Source organism: Labrys sedimenti (assembly GCF_034424805.1).
GTDB classification, from domain to species: Bacteria; Pseudomonadota; Alphaproteobacteria; order Rhizobiales; family Labraceae; genus Labrys; species Labrys sedimenti.
Genome location: NZ_JAXOUF010000008.1, coordinates 1 through 16,938, shown reverse-complemented (window position 1 = coordinate 16,938; position 16,938 = coordinate 1). Strand labels below are relative to the sequence as shown.

Annotated in this window: 13 protein-coding genes; 9 read left to right on the top strand and 4 right to left on the bottom strand. The window is 65.1% G+C overall.

The annotated features are described in order from the left end of the window. Positions 1–140: 140 nt before the first annotated feature. The gene (gene fhuB / locus U1R88_RS21560; RefSeq protein ID WP_322433099.1) at positions 141–2,123 is read right to left on the bottom strand and encodes a Fe(3+)-hydroxamate ABC transporter permease FhuB; all 1,983 of its coding nucleotides are present in this window, start codon (positions 2,121–2,123) and stop codon (positions 141–143) included. Further along, positions 2,110–3,036: an ABC transporter substrate-binding protein gene (locus U1R88_RS21555; RefSeq protein ID WP_322433098.1), complete on the bottom strand. Its 927-nt coding sequence runs from the start codon at positions 3,034–3,036 to the stop codon at positions 2,110–2,112. Before U1R88_RS21555 ends, fhuB begins: the two co-directional genes overlap by 14 nt. A gap of 397 nt (positions 3,037–3,433) precedes the next feature. On the opposite strand from U1R88_RS21555, the gene U1R88_RS21550 reads away from it, so the two are divergent. The 5 genes from U1R88_RS21550 to U1R88_RS21530 are packed head-to-tail and all read left to right on the top strand — an operon-like array spanning position 3,434 to position 8,681. Further along, positions 3,434–5,626 (top strand): TonB-dependent siderophore receptor, encoded by a 2,193-nt coding sequence (locus U1R88_RS21550; protein WP_322433097.1) that lies wholly within the window; start codon positions 3,434–3,436, stop codon positions 5,624–5,626. Continuing rightward, entirely contained in the window at positions 5,620–6,495 is an 876-nt protein-coding gene (gene exbB / locus U1R88_RS21545) for a tonB-system energizer ExbB (RefSeq protein WP_425545466.1), read from the top strand. Before U1R88_RS21550 ends, exbB begins: the two co-directional genes overlap by 7 nt. Positions 6,496–6,499: 4 nt before the next feature. Continuing rightward, entirely contained in the window at positions 6,500–6,955 is a 456-nt protein-coding gene (gene exbD / locus U1R88_RS21540; RefSeq protein WP_322433096.1) for a TonB system transport protein ExbD, read from the top strand. An 8-nt stretch (positions 6,956–6,963) separates the two neighbouring features. Continuing rightward, entirely contained in the window at positions 6,964–7,842 is an 879-nt protein-coding gene (locus U1R88_RS21535; RefSeq protein WP_322433095.1) for an energy transducer TonB family protein, read from the top strand. Positions 7,843–7,856: 14 nt separating this feature from the next. Continuing rightward, positions 7,857–8,681, top strand: a complete 825-nt coding sequence (locus tag U1R88_RS21530) for an ATP-binding cassette domain-containing protein (protein ID WP_322433288.1) — start codon at positions 7,857–7,859, stop codon at positions 8,679–8,681. Between the two features lie 251 nt (positions 8,682–8,932). On the opposite strand, the gene speB is transcribed toward U1R88_RS21530, so the two are convergent. After that, positions 8,933–9,901, bottom strand: a complete 969-nt coding sequence (gene speB, locus U1R88_RS21525) for an agmatinase (protein WP_322433094.1) — start codon at positions 9,899–9,901, stop codon at positions 8,933–8,935. Between the two features lie 152 nt (positions 9,902–10,053). Further along, complete coding sequence (locus tag U1R88_RS21520; protein WP_322433093.1) at positions 10,054–11,415, bottom strand: MFS transporter; 1,362 nt, start codon at positions 11,413–11,415, stop codon at positions 10,054–10,056. A 211-nt stretch (positions 11,416–11,626) separates the two neighbouring features. On the opposite strand from U1R88_RS21520, the gene U1R88_RS21515 reads away from it, so the two are divergent. From U1R88_RS21515 to U1R88_RS21500, 4 genes are all read left to right on the top strand, one after another. Then, the gene (locus U1R88_RS21515) at positions 11,627–12,547 is read left to right on the top strand and encodes a LysR family transcriptional regulator (protein WP_322433092.1); all 921 of its coding nucleotides are present in this window, start codon (positions 11,627–11,629) and stop codon (positions 12,545–12,547) included. A gap of 210 nt (positions 12,548–12,757) precedes the next feature. Next, positions 12,758–13,090, top strand: coding sequence for a YMGG-like glycine zipper-containing protein (locus U1R88_RS21510; protein WP_322433091.1), 333 nt, complete (start codon positions 12,758–12,760; stop codon positions 13,088–13,090). 847 nt (positions 13,091–13,937) lie between these two features. Continuing rightward, on the top strand, positions 13,938–14,276 hold the full coding sequence (locus tag U1R88_RS21505) for an HdeA/HdeB family chaperone (RefSeq protein ID WP_322433090.1): 339 nt from the start codon (positions 13,938–13,940) through the stop codon (positions 14,274–14,276). A gap of 266 nt (positions 14,277–14,542) precedes the next feature. Then, entirely contained in the window at positions 14,543–16,612 is a 2,070-nt protein-coding gene (locus U1R88_RS21500; protein WP_322433089.1) for an oxidoreductase, read from the top strand. Positions 16,613–16,938 lie beyond the last annotated feature (326 nt).

The window sequence follows — 16,938 nt, the reverse complement described above, 5'->3', positions numbered from 1 at the left end:
AATTTCGATTGATTGGGCGTCGGGGAGGCCAGGCGGGAAATCCCCGGAAGAGCGGGCCGAGCCAAGCGTGGCGTGCTTATACACGCTGGCCGGCGGCAGGGCCATCGTTTGGATGGCAACATTCATTGCACTTTGCCTTCTCAATGCGGCCTGCGCCCGAGCTGCCAGATCAGGTAGGGCAATCCGATCAGGGCGGCCACGACACCGGTCGGCAGTTCGCGGGGGGCGATCAGCGTCCGCGCCAGGACATCGGCGACGACCATGACCAGCGCGCCGATCAGGACCGAGCCGAGGATCTGCGACCACGCCCGGCGCAAGCCGATGAGGCGCGCCATATGGGGGCCGGCAAGGCCGACGAAGGTGAGCGGACCTGTGGCCATGACCGCGACGGACGTCAGCAGCGAAGCCATGGCCAGGATCGCCAGCCGGCTGGCCTGGACCGGCAATCCGAGGGCCCTGGCTGTGACAGAGCCCATCGGCACGATGTCGAGCCATCGCCTCAGCGCGAGGGCGGAAGGCAGCAGCAAGCCTGCAAAGACCGCCGTCGTCAGGACCTTCGACCAGTCGGCGTAATAGGTCGATCCGGCCATCCAGGCGAGCACCTGCGGCGCGCGCGGATCACCCAGCGCGAGGAAGGCGACGATGACGACGTCGAGCAGCGCCGAGAGGGCAAGGCCGGTGAGGAGGACCTGGTCGGGGGCAAAGCCGCTGCGCCGGCCGACCATCAGCACCAGGAAGAGCGCAAGAAAACCCCCGGCCGCACCGGCGGCGGTGTGGGCAGCCAGGCCGCTCGTCTGGCCCAGGATCATCGCCAGGGCCATGCCGAAGGCAACGCCGGTACCGATGCCGAGGACTTCGGGTGCGGCCAGCGGATTGCCCGATACCCGCTGCAGCAGCAGGCCCGCGGTGGCGAGCATGGCGCCGGCCAGTGCGGCGATCGCGGCGCGCGGGGCCCGCCAGGGCTCGACCAGGGCGAACTCGGCCGGCGGTATCAGCTGCCAACCCGAACTGCCATGGCCGATCAGCAGGGCGCCGACCGCCGCAAGCACGAGCAGGACGGCAAGCAGGGGCAGGAGCCCGGTCCGGTCGCGAGCGCTGGTAACCAGGGAGCGCTGCGCGGAGGGCGGCTCGCTGCGGCGCAGCCGCGGCAGCAGCCAGAGCAGCAGCGGCGCACCCAGCAGGGCCGTGGCCGCGCCCGTGGGCAGGTCGATGATGCCGCCCGCCTCCAGCAATCCGACGATGGCGTCGACCGCCAGCACCAGCAGGGCACCGGTCAGGGGTGCCAGCACCAGCCTGGCAGCAAAGCGGCGGGCTCCCGCCAGGCGCGCGATTTGCGGTGCCGCCAGCCCGACGAAGCCGATCACCCCGACATGGGCCGTGATCACCGCCGTGAGCAGGGCGGCGAGAAGGAGGCCGGCGCTGCGCACCAGGCCGAGCGGCACGCCCAAAGCGCGGGCGTTTTCCTCATCCAGGGCGAGCAGTTCGAAGGGGCGGGCCAGCAGGGCGGTAAGGAGGTAGAGCGCGCCGATGGACGGCGCCAGCGCCGCCGGCGCCGACCAGTCCTGCTGCGCCAGCGAGCCGCCACCCCACAGGAAGAGGGTGGCGACATATTCCTGGTTGAGAAGGCGCAGCGCGATGGTGAGGGCGCCGCAGAACAGCCCCGCCACCAGGCCGGCCAGCACCAGCGCGACGGATGAGAAGCGATTGCGCGCCGCGCACGCCATCACGAAACCCAGCGCCAGCAGCGTGCCGGCCAATGCGATCACGGGTCGCCCGAGCACGAGCAGCCCGGGAGCCGCGACGAGCACGACGGTCAAGGCGAGCTGGGAGCCCGCTTCCAGGCCGAGCGTGGTGGGGGAGGCCAGCGGATTGCGTAGGGTCTGCTGCAGCAGGAGGCCGGCCAGGCCGAGCCCTGCGCCGGCCAGAAGCGCGGTGAGCGCGCGAGGCAGGGCCGAGAAATGAAAGACGAGCTGCTGCGGGTCGTCGAGCCGGGGATGGAGCAGGGCGCCCCACCATTGCAGGGCTGGCAATTGCGTCGTCCAGCACCAGGCGGTCAGCACGAAAGCCAGCAGGCCAAGGACCGCATAGGCAAGCAGGGGGCGGTGCGCGTCAAAACCGGGCATTGCCGCCCTCCGCCGCGCGGTTCGCGCTGAAGGCATCGACCAGGAGATGGGCGAAGCGCTCCGCGGCTGTGAGATCGCCGAAGGGCCAGGTTGCGGCAAGCCGCTTGACGCGGCCTTGCCTCGCCGCAGGCAGATTGCCCCACAGGCTGTCCGTGTCGGGTGCAAGCGTCACCTCGGTGGGCAACGGATCGACCACCACGATCTCGGCATCGGCGAAGGCGGCGAGCTTCTCCACGCCCGCCAGGGCAAAACCCCAGCCATTGGTCGGCGCGTTCCAGGCATTGGTGAGGCCGAGCCGTTGCAGGGCCCCGCCGAACAGGCTGGAGGGGCCGTAGATGCGCACGAAACGCTTGTCGAGAAACTGGATGACGAGCAGGCGGGGTATGGCCGTGCCTGAGAGGCGCTGGCGTAAGCCCGCAAACTCGGCATCGGCCTGCGCCACGACGGCTTGCGCCTGGGCCTCGCGCCCCACGACCGCGGCCAGCGCGTGGAGCTCGGTTTCGGCGTGGCGAAGGGGATCGCCCGTTCCGGAATAGACCGCTACCTCCCGGGTGGGCGCGATGCGCTGCAGCGCCGGCCGTGCGGCGGCGCCGAGCGGGCTGACGATGATGAGGTCGGGCTTGAGGGACGCTATGGCCTCCAGGTTGGGGGTATCGCGAAGGCCGACATCCGGTGTGCCCTTCGAAAGCGCCGGCTCGCCCACCCAGATGCGATAGAGATCGGCATCGCCCACACCGATGGGATCGATACCCAGCGACCGCACCATGGCCGTCGCCGTCCAGTCGAGCACGACGATGCGCTCGGGCACGCTGGAGGCTTGCGCACGCGCGATGCCCGGGACGAGTACCAGGCAGGCCAGGGCAATGGCGCCGTGGCGCAGGGCTGTCGCAAGGATGGCGGTAGGCTGCTTCACGGCGTCTCCGCGCACCAGACACATTCTCCTGGGGCGAGCTCTGGGCTCGATCCAGGAGAATGTGCTGGATTTCAAACTCGGCTTGAGGAAGTGGAGCATCCGCCGGCCGTGACCGGCCGAGGGCGCCCACTTCACCGAAAGGCTCTCAGTTTCTGACAGGGGCGGCTTATGGCACCCGAAATATACGTTATGCAACAGAGAATATTATTGCTCTTGCGCAGTTTTGAATTCCTATAAATTGTGCAAACAAAAATAAGTATAATGATGTTTGTGTGTGAGTAATTCTATTATAAGTTTGTTTACATGGTAAAGCTTGTTGGTCTAAACGTCTGCCAAATGTCGCTGCGGGCTGCTGACGCTGCGCGATATTGTTTCTCTCACTGGGATGGCAGAGGTGATGGACTGGCGGGTTGGAGTTTGCGTCAAGCTGTCCATAGGGACGGCATCGGGCCTGTTGGTGCTGGCTGCGGCGACGGCCGCGCGGGCACAGGAGGGAGGCAATGGTGGAACGATTGCGCTTGACCCGGTTGTCGTCAGCGGCGGGACCGGCACGAGCCCGGTGACGGGCTATGTCGCGAAGAAGACCACGGCGGGCTCCAAGACCGACACGCCGATCGAGAAGGTTCCGCAATCGGTGACCGTGATCGGCCGTGACCAGCTGGAGGCGCGCCAGCCCCAGAAGCTCGACGAGGTCTTCTACTACACGCCCGGCGTGACCGGTGCGCCCTATGGTTACGACCCGCGCACCAACTGGGTGTTCATCCGCGGCTTCGATGCCAGCCAGACCGGCATCTTCCTCGACGGCCTGCCGCTCTACCAATATGCCTTCGGCAGCTTCTACGTCGATCCCTACGCCCTCGAGCGCGTGGAGGTGCTGCGCGGTCCCTCCTCGATGCTCTATGGCGGCGGCAATCTCGGCGGCATCCTCAACCTCGTCTCCAAGCGGCCGAGCGATGAGCCGCTGCGCCGGATCGAGGCAGGTATCAACAGCTGGGGCCAGGCCACCACGGGCTTCGACTTCGGCGGCAAGCTCGACGAAGCCGGTGTGTGGACCTATCGCCTGACCGGGCGGATCGCGGGCGGGGGATATGAAACCGACAAGGCCAGAGGCTTCCAGGGCTTCATCGCGCCAGCCCTGACCTACAAGCCCAATGATGCCACCAGCCTCACGCTGCTGGCCAACTACACCAATATGGATCTCGACCATACCGGCGGGTTCCTGCCCTATTACGGCACGGTGAAGCCGACGCGCTTTGGCCGCATTCCTCGCGATTTCTATTCCGCCGAGCCGTCGGATGACCTGTATCGCCGCTCGCAGGCGATGATCGGCTATCAGTTCAAGCACGATTTCAACGATGCCTGGACCTTTCGCCAGAACGTGCGCTACGCCTATCTCGATACGCGCGAACGCTATGCCTACCCGTATGGCTATTACAATCCCGATGCCGACTATGGCGGGGGAAACCCACTTCCGCTGACGCCTGGCAATGAGCTTTACCGCACCGGCTTTGCGCACCACACCACGGTCAACACCTTCTCGGCGGACAATCAGCTCGAAGGCCGGTTCGATACCGGGCCGCTGGCGCATGACCTGCTGTTTGGCCTCGACTACAAATACTATGCCATCAACCAGATGCAGGGGTTGTTCAACGCCACGCCCATCAGTCCCACCGATCCGGTCTATGGCGCGCCGCAGGGCGGGGTCGTCACGCCCTATCTGCGCCAGAAATATACCATGCACCAGCTCGGCGCCTATCTGCAGGACCAGATCAGCTTCGCCGACAATTGGCTGCTGACCCTGAACGGGCGCTATGACCGGGTCTGGACGGACAGCACGGCTTCCGTCGGCAACGCCAATTTCAACGGAGTCGAAGGCGCCTTCAGCGGCCGCGCCGGCCTTTCCTATAGCTTCTCCAACGGCATCACCCCCTATGTCTCGATTGCGCGCGGCTTCAACCCGGTGATCGGATCCAACTTCGCAGGCCAACCCTTCAAGGCGGAGACCGGCGTGCAATATGAAGCCGGCGTGAAATATCGACCGACCTTCTTCGACGGTCTGATCACGGCGGCCTATTACGACCTCACCAAGCAGAATGTGGTGACGCCGGATACAGCGCATCCCTTCTTCAGCAACCAGCTCGGCGAGGTGCGATCGCGCGGCTTCGAATTCGAGGTGCAGGCCAACGTCACCGATGCCCTCAAGATGACGGCTGCCTTTAGCGCCTCGCAGATCCGCATCGAGAAGGACACGGATGCAACCGTGGTCGGAAAACGGCCGAACGTGGTGCCGGAAACCACCGCCTCGCTGTGGGCCGACTACACCTTCCAGGAGGGGGTGCTGCAGAATCTCGGCTTGCAGGGTGGCATTCGCTATATCGGCTCGTCCTATGCCGACAACCAGAACATCTACAAGGTGCCGGCCGTCACCCTCGTCGATCTCGGCATGCACTACAAATACAAGGCATGGGACTTTGCCCTGAACGTGAACAACGTCTTCGACAAGCGTTACGTCGCGGGCTGCTCCGGCATCTATAGCTGCAACTACGGCGCGGGCCGCGTCGCAACTTTGAAGGCCAGCTACACATGGTAGATTTTCGCCGCAACGGGCCGCTGATGGTCCTGGTTTCGCTCGCCTTGATGGCACCGGTTCGGGCCTTCGCCCAGGACACACAGCCGGCATCGGCGAGCCCGCCGGCCGGCGATCCAGCCGCCGCCGCAGCCAGCATCCTGCCGCATGACCTGTCGCCCTGGGGCATGTTCATGCAGGCCGACGTGGTGGTGAAGGGCGTGATGATCGGCCTTGCCTTCGCCTCGCTGGTGACCTGGACGATCTGGCTGGCCAAGGGCATCGAGTTGCTGCTCGCCAAGCGCCGGGCGCAGACGGCGGCTCGCCTGCTCGAAACCGCCGAGAGCCTGGAAGCCGCCTCCCAGACCATCCGGTCGCGCCAGTCCGGCAAGGGAGCCGTTGCCGATCTCGTGACGGCGGCCAACCGCGAATTGCAGCGCTCGGACGATTTGCCGGCCGAGGGCATCAAGGAGCGCCTGGCGATCGCACTTGCGCGCATCGAGGCGCGTGCCGGCCGCTCGATGACGCGCGGCACCGGCCTGCTCGCCACCATCGGTGCCACGGCCCCCTTCGTCGGCCTGTTCGGCACGGTCTGGGGCATCATGAACTCCTTCATCGGCATCTCGCAGTCGCACACCACCAATCTGGCGGTGGTGGCCCCCGGCATCGCCGAGGCCTTGCTGGCCACCGCGATCGGCCTCGTCGCCGCCATTCCGGCCGTGATCATCTACAACGTCTTCGCCCGTGCCATTGCCGGCTACCGTGCGCTGCTGTCGGATGCTTCGGGCGAGGTGCTGCAGCATGTCTCACGCGATCTCGAGCGTCTGGAGCGGGATGGCGCGGCCACTCCGCTCCGCACGCTGGCGCCCGCGCGCACGCAGACGGCGGGCTGACGGCATGGGCGTCTCCCTCAAGGATCCGCAGGACGGCGATCTGTCGGAAGTCTCCGACATCAACGTCACGCCGTTCATCGACGTCATCCTGGTGCTGCTGATCATCTTCATGGTGGCGGCGCCGCTCTCCACCGTCGACGTCGCCGTCGACCTGCCCGTCTCCAACGCCAAGGTGCAGCCGCGCCCGGACAAGCCCGTCTTCCTGACGGTGAAGAAGGACCTGACCCTGGCGCTCGGCGAAAACAGTGTGCCGCGTGAACAGATCCAGCCGGCCATCGACCAACTTACCGGGACGGACCGCGAACAGCGCGTCTTCCTGCGCGCCGATGGCGGCGTGGCCTATCGCGACATCATGGCCGTGATGAACCTCCTGCGCAATGCGGGCTATCTCAAGATCGCCCTGGTCGGCATCGAGGATACCGGGCAGGCCTCCGACACGGGCGCCGCGCCCCCGCAATGAGTGAGCAGGTGCCTTCGTCCAGGCTGGCCGGCAGGCCATCGAGCCTGTCCAGTGTCGGCTTGTGGGCCTCGGCGGCGGCCGTGATGCTGCTCGTGCATGGTGCCGGCATCTGGGTTGCCCGCGACTGGCACCCGATCGGCCCGCCGCCCGCCGGCAATCCCGAACCGGCCATCGAGTTCGATCTGGCCCCGCCCACCACCTTGCCCGAAGCACCGCCCCAGGAGGCCGTAAAGGAGATCGTGCCGGATCAGGCGCAGGACACGCCGGCCGACACCGTGCAGCCGGTCGAACCCGAGCCCGTCCAGCCGCAGACGCAGGAGGTCGAGCCCACGCCGGTGGAGCCCCAGCAGGTGCCGGAGCAGACGCCGCCCGAGCCAGAACCGGTGCAGCCTGACACCCCACCCGAGCCTCCCCCGGAGGTGGTGCCTGACTTGCCGACGAAGGACAAGGCCGAGGTGATCCTGCCGGCCGCGCCCAAGCCACAGCCCAAGCCGAAGAAGAAGCCCGCGCCCCGCAAGGAGCCGGAGCGGCAGCGTCCCGTGGTGCAGCCCCGGCCCACCGTCGTCGCCCCTCGCCAGCAAGCGGTTCAGCCCACAGCGCCGCGCCTGTCAGGCACGGCAACGGGCGACGAGCTTGCGGCTTGGAGGCGAGCCGTGGGCGCTCGAGTCCAGCGGGCGGCTAGTTCGATGTCCGTGAGCGGGAAGGGCACGGTCCGCGTGGCCTTTTCAGTGAGCGCAAGCGGACAAGTTTCATCTCCCCGCCTCGTCGGTTCGAGTGGCAATCCAAGTCTCGATGCCAGTGGTATCAATGCTGCCCGACGCCTTGGTTCACTGCCGCCGCCACCGGGTGGCGCAAAAGCCATAACCGTACCCATCATCTTCAAGTGATAACGCCGATGCATATGACCGCTTCGCACGAGAACGCATCCATTCCGATACCGGCTCTTGCCGACGCGGATCTCTTCGCGCTCGAGGAAGTCAGCTTTGCCATTCCCGGGCGCGTGCTGCTGCAGCCCCTGACGTTGTCGCTGGCGCCAGGGCGGGTGATCGGGCTGGTCGGCCATAACGGCTCGGGCAAGTCGACTCTGGTCAAGATCCTGGCGCGCCAGCAGGCGCCGACCTCCGGTTCCGTGCGATTCGGCGGCACCCTGCTCGGGGACTGGGGCGAACGGGCCTTTGCCCGTCAGGTCGCCTATCTGCCCCAGCATATCCCGCCGGCGACCAGCCTGCTTTCCAAGGAGCTCGTCGCCCTCGGGCGCTATCCCTGGCATGGCCCGTTCGGCCGGTTCAGCAAGACCGATTCCGAAAAGGTTGCCGAGGCCATGGCACTGGCCGATGTCGGCCCCTTCGCCGAGCGCCTGGTCGATACGCTGTCGGGTGGCGAACGCCAGCGTGTCTGGCTCTCCATGCTGATGGCGCAGGATACGCGCTGCCTCCTGCTCGACGAGCCGATCTCGGCGTTGGACATCGCCCATCAGGTCGACGTGCTGGCCCTGGTCCAGCGCCTGTCGCGCGAACGCGGCATCGGCGTCATCGTGGTGCTGCACGACGTCAACATGGCCGCCCGCTATTGCGACGAGCTGGTCGCCCTGCATGGCGGCCGCCTGATCGCCCGCGGCACCCCCGCCGAGATCATGACCCCGGCCTGCCTCAAGGCGATCTATGGCATCGAGATGGGCGTGATGCCCCATCCCCAGAGCGGGGGGCCGGTGAGCTTCGTGCTGTAACCGGCCTGCCTCGGGACCGAATTTCCTCGCGATTGCCTGCTCTTCCATCCTCTTGTCGAGGCGCTTCCAAGGAGGGGGGCCGGAACGAGATTGGGAGTGTCAGCCTCCAGGCCGACATCTTGAAAACGAAGCGCTTGCAAGCAAGCAGGATGTCAGCCAGGAGGCTGACACTCCGCATATCCCGTAGCCCCTTCATGCAACACAATTGCAGTGCTGGGCCGGCGAGGAGATTTCCCCCGTTGCGGGAACGGTCAGGCCGCAGCCCTTGCCGAGCGGGCGTCGAACACGAAACCGAGGAAATTCAGCAGCACCTGCGCCGCCAGGATCGCGGTGCCCCCGGTCTGGTCGTAATCGGGCGCCACCTCGACCAGGTCGATGCCGACGACCTCGTTGCGCCGGGCCAGCGCCTGCAGCATTTCCAGCACCTCGTAATAGAGAAAGCCGCCATGCGAGGGCGTGCCGGTTCCCGGGGCGATCGACGGGCAGAAGCCGTCGATGTCGAGGGTGACATAGACGCGCGCGCCGGCCGGAATGCGGTCGATCACGCCCTTGGCGCCGAGTGCCCGCATCTGGCGCACCGAGAGGATATCCGAGCCCATGCGGCGGGCATCGTCATAGCCCTCCTTGGCGGTGGAGGAGACGTTGCGGATGCCGACCTGGGTGAGCCCGCTGACATAGGATTTCTCCGCGGCGCGGCGCATCGGATTGCCGTGGCCGTAGCGCACGCCGTGGCGCTCGTCGACGAAGTCGAGATGGGCGTCGATCTGCAGGATGTGGATGTCGCCGCGTCCGGCAAAGGCGTCGATGCAGGGAATGTTGACCGAGTGGTCGCCGCCGATCACCACCGGCAGCGCCCCGGCGTCGAGAATGGCTGAAACGCCGGCCTTGATATTGGCATGGCTCTTTTGCGTATCGGTGTGCACGATGTCGGCATCGCCGATGTCGATCATCCTCACCGAGGCCGGCAGATAGGTACGGTCGTCCTCATGGTCATAGGCGCCGGCATGGCCGAAGCTGAACAGCGTGGAGGCTTCGCGCACCGCGCGCGGGCCGAAGCGAGCACCGGCGCGGAACTGGGTACCGAAATCGAAGGGGGCGCCGAGAATGGCGACATCGGCGTCGATCCGGCTCCAGTCGCCGACATAGGGGCGCTTGGCGAAGGTGGAGATGCCGACGAAGGGCAGGTTCAATCGCCCGGCTTCGTAGGAGTGTTCGCTCATCGATAAATCCTTGCAGTTTTCAGGACGTGGAGTGGGTGCCCCGTCTTGCCCCTATGGCGTTTTGCGATTTGACGGGGTCACCTCGCATCGCAAAGACGCGTCGGAACAAGGAGCTAAAGCAAATGGGCGTTCACACTCGAACGCACTTTGCTCTAGTCGTTCTCGAGGGCGGAGCCTGCGCGGCCGGCCGTGGTCATGGCGATGGCGGCGAGGGTCACCAAGGCGGCGGCCACCAGGAACCAGGCCGGGGCGAGCTTGCTGCCGGTGGCCCCGATCAGCCAAGTGGCGATCAGCGGCGCGGTGCCGCCGAACAAAGCGTTCGCTGCGTTGAAGCTGAGGGCGAAGCCCGAATAGCGCACCCGCGTGGGAAACAATTCGCACAGCAGCGTCGGTAGCGTGCCGCCATTCATGGCGAGGAGGGCGCCGAACAAGGCCCAGATCCCCAGGATCGCCAGGAAGCCGCCGGAACCCAGGCCCGTGAAGCTGACCGACGAGAGCACGATGAACAGCGGCACGGTGAGGATCGCGAACAGCAGCGAGCAGGTGATCAGCACCGCCTTGCGGCCAAGCCGATCCGACAGCGCCCCCATCACGAAGATCGAGGCGAGATAGACCGTCAGCGTGATGGTCGAGCCGAGGAATGCGGCGGTTTCGCTGATGCCGAGCTCGGTGGCCAGATAGGTCGGCATGTAGCTGAGCACGAGATAGAAGCCGACGGCGTTGAGCAGCGTGCCGCCGAAGGCGATCAGCACTTGGCGGCGGTGTTTGCCGAGGAGCTCGAGCACCGGTGCCGGCGGCACGTGATGGGCCGCCTCCAGGGACTTGAAGTGGCGCGTCTCCTCGAGCCGGCGGCGGATGAAGACGCCGACATAGCCGAAGGGCAGCGCGAACAGGAAAGGCAGGCGCCAGCCCCATGCCTGCAGCTGTTCGGTGGTGAGCAGCGCATGCAGCAGGGCCACGAACAGCGAGGCGGCCAGCAGGCCCGCGGCCTCGCCGGCCGGCACCAGGCAGGTATAGATGCCGCGCTTGCGGTCGGGGGCGTGCTCGGACAGGAAGGAAGCGGCGCCGGCATATTCACCGGAAGCGGCAAAGCCCTGCACGAGGCGTGTCAGCAGGAGCAGCACCGGCGCGGCCAGCCCGGCCGTCTGGTAGGACGGCAGGAAGGCGATGACGAAGGTGGCGGACGACATGATGAAGATCGACAGGGTCAGGGTCGATTTGCGGCCGAACCTGTCGCCGAAATGGCCCCAGATCACCCCGCCGATCGGCCGGACGATGAAGGATAGGGCGAAGACGCCATAGGTCGCCATCAGGGCGCTGCGGGTGTCGGTGGCCGGAAAGAACACCACGGCGATCACCGTGGCAAGGAAGCCATAGACCGCATAGTCGAACCATTCGACGAAAGTGCCGATGAAGCTCGCAAAGGCAGCGCGGCGCAAGACGGGGCTCGTGGCGGCGGCATCGCTACCGGTGCGAAGTTGGGATGGCGTGGTCGCAGGATGTGGATGGCTCATGGAAATGTCCCCTCTTGGATGAAGCTGGATCATCAAGGCGTCGTCCGGCCGGAATGGTGATGTTGCCTTCTATGGGCATAGGGCAGCCGGGCGATTGGTCGGGGAGGATGCCGCAAATGAATGCATTCATAATTCGGAACTTTTCAATTCTTACATCGGGAATTTTGATGTAACGGGAAGCCGTCGAAACCTGTCTGTCCCGGGGACCGCCATGCGGATCAGCGACTACATGGTGCGGAACCTGCGCACCTTCTGCGCGGTGGTGGAGCATGGCGGCTTTGGCGGGGCACAGGCCGTTCTCGGCGCGGGCCAGTCCGTGATCTCGACTCATCTCAAGGATCTCGAGCTTGCTCTCGGTTTCACGCTTTGCCAGCGCGGACGCGGGGGCTTCTCGCTGACCCCTAAGGGCGAGGCGGTCTATCACGAAGCCAAGCGCATGCTGGGCTCGCTCGAGACCTGCGAGGCCAATCTCGGCGTCCTGCGTAGGATTCTCACCGGTCATTTGCGGGTGGGCATCGTCGACAGCGAGGCGGACAATCCCGATTTGCCGGTGCATCGGGCGGTGCGGCGTTTTTTCGAACGCGAGCAGCAGGTTCGCCTCAGCCTGGAGGTCGGCACGCCCGAAGCGCTGGGCAAGGGATTGCAGACCGGGGATATCCATGTCGCCATCGGCCCGTTTCCGAACCGCCAGGCCAATATCAACTACGCGCCTGTCTATGTGGAGGAACATGCCCTCTATTGCGGGCAGGCCCATCCGCTCTTTGCCGGCGATGCCGCGCAGATCACGCCGGCGGTGATTGCCCGCCATCCCATGACGGTTCGCCCCTATCTGCATCGCGCCGAACTCGCCGCATTGCAGGATCCGCTGATCACGGCCTCGGTCTCGAATATGGAGGCGCAGGCCGTGCTGATCCGCAGCGGCTGTTTCCTTGGTTTCCTGCCCGTTCATTTCGCACGCAAATGGGTCGAACGTGGCGAAATGCGCGCGCTTGACGGGCCCGGCCTGGTGTGGCGGTCGCAATTTTATATCGCTTTGCGTGTGCAGCCCGAACCGACCGAAGTGGCGCGTCAGTTCACGCGCGATCTCGCGGCGACCTTGGTACTCCCTGGGCTGGGAGAGCAGCTCGGATAACGTCTTTCTATCAAATGGATGACGGCCTTAACAGTCGATCAGGGGTCATGGATAGTTGATCCATTTCGCAGCGATCGAATTGGTTCAAATCAGATTGAAAGGATCCGGTGGCAATCGTCCGACATGGTTAAAATAGACCGATGAAATACGTTCGCCACGATTGCGACCGAATCATTACTTAGCGGTAATCTGGCAAATGGAGACCGATAGATGAAAAAAATTCTGATCACAGTTTTGGCGGGCACCGTCGCTATGTCGGTAGCGGGGTGTGCGTCGGACAATCCCGGGGACCGGGCGGTCGGTGGCGGCGTGCTCGGCGGCGTGGCCGGCGCGGCCATTGGCGCCGGTGTCTCGAAGAACAAGGGGCGCGGTGCTCTCATCGGTGGCGCCATCGGTGCGGCCGGCGGCGCCGCCGTCGGTGCGGCCACCACCCCGAGCCGCGAACCTGAGCCGGGTTATGATGGCTATGGCGGCGGTCCGCGCCAATGCGCCCAGGTCGGCTATGATTCCTACGGCAACCGGGTTTGCACGGCCTATTACTGAGAAAGCCTGCGAACGGGATGGGCCGTTTCCGTCCCCACGAGAGCGACCGGCCTTTTTGGGCCGGCTCGCCATCCGGTCCGCCCCCGGGATCTGATTTCTCGCGACGAAATCACCCAAAGGGGCCGGGCATTCCTGAACGGCAAATGACGTCCTGCAAATTGATTTCGGCCCGTCGGCCCCGCCCCGAGCAGCTCGCCAAATACGGCCTCGGCGAGTTTTCCTGCCTGCCGGACCCATGTTTTCGCCCAAATCCGGCTTCACATCATTGGCGGCAGAGTAGCGGGAACCTGCGGAGCATTTCCCGATGATCATCGGCGCAAATCAGTACAGGGCCAAGACTTGCTTGGTCATCGGAAAGCCGAAAAGGCCCTTTAGCGCATAGATACCGTCGTCGATAAGCGTTGGTCCGACCATGATCGAGGGGCCGTCGCATCAGTTGCAGAAGGAACAGGGCCGCTTCGTGAATTGAAGCGGGTATGGTGGTGGATGAAGGATGGATGGGTGCCTGGTGCACAAGGTGAGCAGGGGAATGGCAATCCCGCCGAGAAGGGAAGCCTTTCCGTCAAGGCGCGATCTTGGTTTGGCGGGCAGACATTCAATTGGGTGCGTGGGCAAGAGATCTCCTTGCAGCTGCGGCGGAATCAAGAACGGAGCAGTTCGTTCGGGATGGTTGACAGCCCGAGGGCTGTTCGCCGACAACTGCGAATGAAACTTGCCGTTTTGCGAAAGTCTCGGTTCGTGGTGGCAGATCAGGCGGACGGGCACCAGCATTTGACCGCCTTCCTCCAGGCCCGGCTGGAAAAGGATTGCACCATGTCCGCCAACACGAATCGACCGGGCTGACGGCATGCGGGGTGTCATCGGAGCGATCGTCCTGTCTACCATGGTCCATTCCGGCGCGGCGCTGGCTCAGGAAGTAAGGCGCTCGGCCGTCGGCTATATGGATGTGACCTGCGACAGGTGGACGGCAAGCGCCAACTCGACCCAGGGCACGGCCTATGCAGCCTGGGTCGCCGGCTTCCTCAGCGGGGCAAATCTCGCCGAGCGGGCGGAGGATTGGCTGATCGACGAGGACGGCACCTCGATTCGCCGCTGGATCAGCGAATATTGCAAGGCCCATCCTGTGGAGACGCTCGGGGCCGCAGCAGTGATGCTGCGTCAGGCGCTTCAGCAGCGCGCGCGGTAACGTTCAGGCTGGGCTGCGTACCTGCCTCAGCCCAGCTGATCCATTGCATCGGAAAACTCTAATTTGCCGTTGCTGCGGGCTCCCCGAAATTGGTGGTGATGCTCCAGGGCAAGCTTGTTCATGATCGAGCGCCTGCTTGCTCCAACGCTCTGGTTCGAGGCGTCATCGCGATTTGAAGCAGTTCGTTCAGATCGCGCTACGCTTCGGGAGGCATCGGGACGCCTCGCATCTGCCCGGCGGTGCGATCGTCGAACCCGGGGAGTTTCATGCGCGATCCACGCTACGATATTCTGTTCGAGCCGATGAAGATCGGCCCGGTGACGGCCAAGAACCGCTTCTACCAGGTTCCCCATTGCAATGGCGGCGGCTATCGCGATCCGTCCGCTGCCGCCGAGATGCGGCGGATCAAGTCGGAAGGAGGCTGGGGCGTCGTCTTCACCGAGCAGACCGAGATGCATCACACCTCGGAAATCACGCCCTTCATCGAGTTGCGCCTGTGGGACGATGCCGACATTCCCGCTTTGGCCAGGATGGCCAATGCCATGCACGAACATGGCGCCCTTGCCGGCATACAGCTCGCCTATTCCGGCATCAACGGCCCCAACCTCTACACCAAGGAAGTTCCGCGCGGGCCTTCGGCCCTGCCGATTCGCACCTTCACCAACGATCCCGTGCAGGCCCGTGCCATGGACCGGCAGGATATCCGCGACCTCAGGCGCTGGCACCGCAATGCTTTCAAGCGGGCGAGGCAGGCGGGCTTCGATCTCGTCTGCCTCTATGGTGCGCATGGATTCGGCATCATCCAGCATTTCCTGTCTACCGCCACCAACCAGCGCACCGACGAATATGGCGGCTCCCTGGAGAATCGCACCCGCCTGATGCGCGAACTGATCGAGGAGGGGCGCGAGGCCATCGGCGACACCTGCGGGCTGACGCTGCGCATTTCGCTCGACGAGGTCGTCGGCGAACTCGGTTTCGCCAATGCCGAGGTACGCGACATGATCGAGATGCATGCCGATCTGCCCGATCTGTGGGACCTTGCCCATGGCGCCTGGGAGGATTGCTCCGGCCCCTCGCGCTTCAAGGAGGAGGCCGCGCAGGAAAACCTGGTCGCCGGCATCAAGACGTTGACGTCCAAGCCCGTCGTCGGCGTCGGCCGCTTCACCTCGCCGGATGTGATGGCCAGGATGATCCGCTCCGGCACGCTCGATTTCATCGGCTGTGCCCGCCCCTCCATCGCCGATCCCTTCCTGCCGAGGAAGATCGAGGAGGGCCGGATCGAGGACATTCGCGAATGCATCGGCTGCAACATCTGCGTCACGGGCGACATGACGATGTCGATCTCGCGCTGCACGCAGAACCCCACCTTCATGGAGGAATGGCGCAAGGGCTGGCATCCCGAGCGCATGCAGGCCAGGGGCGCCAGCGAGAGCGTGCTGGTCATCGGTGCGGGGCCGGCCGGGCTGGAGGCGGCGCGGGCCTTGGGAATGCGCGGCTACAAGGTGATTCTGGCCGAGGCCGGCACCGAACTCGGTGGCCGCGTGGCGCGTGAAAGCAGATTGCCCGGCCTGTCGGCCTGGGGCCGCGTGCGCGACTATCGCCAATACCAGCTCAGCCAGATGCCGAATGTCGAGATCTATTTCGACAGCCAGCTCTCGGCCGACGACGTTCTCGGCTTTGGCTTCGAACATGTCGCGCTCGCCACTGGCTCGACCTGGCGCCGGGACGGCGTGGCGCGAGCCCATGTCGTGCCGATGCCGATCGATCCGGCCATGCCGGTGTTCACCCCCGACGATCTGATGGATGGGACACTGCCTACCGGCCGGATCATGCTGTTCGACGACGATCACTACTACATGGGCGGCGTGCTCGCCGAATTGCTGGCACGGCAGGGCGCCAGGGTGACGCTGGTGACCCCTTCCGCCTATGTCTCCGACTGGACGCGCAACACGCTGGAGCAGGGCGCCATCCATCGCAGGCTCGTCGGGCATGGGGTCGAGATCGTGCTCAACCGGGCGGTGGCGCGCATCGACGCCGGCAGCGTGGTCACGGCCTGTACCTATACCGGGACCGAGGCGAGGCTGGAGGCCGATGGCGTCGTGCTGGTCACCGCGCGCCTGCAGCGGGACGAGCTGTGGCAGGGCCTTAAGGCAAGGCGGGACGCATGGGCCGATAGCGGCATCTCCAGCATCAAGGTGATCGGCGATGCCGAGGCGCCGAGCCCGATCGCCTGGGCGACCTATGCGGGGCACCGCTATGCCCGTGAACTGGACGAACCCGACATCGGCGACGCCCTGCCGTTCCGGCGGGAAATAACCGCGCTCGCGCGAGCTTAGAAACACGATTCGAGTCAAGCTTTACGGGGGTGCGAAGCTTGCATGACGGTTCTGCAAAAAAGTGATGTTTTCAGTGTTGACAGTGCGGGCGGGGGTCCCCTATACAGCGGCCATCGACGGACGGCGTTGCCGCGGATTGAGCGGCGGCGCTGACGTGTCGCTTCACGGACAAGGAGCTCTGGCTTAACCGGCCGCTTGGCGGGGGTAGCGGGGTGTTCGCTGAAGGTTGGGAGGCTTTGAGTTTCCCTTGCTATTTGACAATTGCATCGGAAGAAAGAGAAGCGTAGGCGACGATGTCCTTGCGGATGTTGGGAAACCGGCATTGA

Excerpts from the sequence above, each read along its gene's own strand:
- fhuB (WP_322433099.1), bottom strand. The coding sequence starts at position 2,123 with ATGCCCGGTTTTGACGCGCACCGCCCCCTGCTTGCCTATGCGGTCCTT.
- U1R88_RS21550 (WP_322433097.1), top strand. The coding sequence starts at position 3,434 with ATGGACTGGCGGGTTGGAGTTTGCGTCAAGCTGTCCATAGGGACGGCA.
- exbB (WP_425545466.1), top strand. The coding sequence starts at position 5,620 with ATGGTAGATTTTCGCCGCAACGGGCCGCTGATGGTCCTGGTTTCGCTC.
- exbD (WP_322433096.1), top strand. The coding sequence starts at position 6,500 with ATGGGCGTCTCCCTCAAGGATCCGCAGGACGGCGATCTGTCGGAAGTC.
- U1R88_RS21530 (WP_322433288.1), top strand. The coding sequence starts at position 7,857 with ATGACCGCTTCGCACGAGAACGCATCCATTCCGATACCGGCTCTTGCC.
- speB (WP_322433094.1), bottom strand. The coding sequence starts at position 9,901 with ATGAGCGAACACTCCTACGAAGCCGGGCGATTGAACCTGCCCTTCGTC.
- U1R88_RS21520 (WP_322433093.1), bottom strand. The coding sequence starts at position 11,415 with ATGAGCCATCCACATCCTGCGACCACGCCATCCCAACTTCGCACCGGT.
- U1R88_RS21515 (WP_322433092.1), top strand. The coding sequence starts at position 11,627 with ATGCGGATCAGCGACTACATGGTGCGGAACCTGCGCACCTTCTGCGCG.
- U1R88_RS21510 (WP_322433091.1), top strand. The coding sequence starts at position 12,758 with ATGAAAAAAATTCTGATCACAGTTTTGGCGGGCACCGTCGCTATGTCG.
- U1R88_RS21505 (WP_322433090.1), top strand. The coding sequence starts at position 13,938 with ATGCGGGGTGTCATCGGAGCGATCGTCCTGTCTACCATGGTCCATTCC.
- U1R88_RS21500 (WP_322433089.1), top strand. The coding sequence starts at position 14,543 with ATGCGCGATCCACGCTACGATATTCTGTTCGAGCCGATGAAGATCGGC.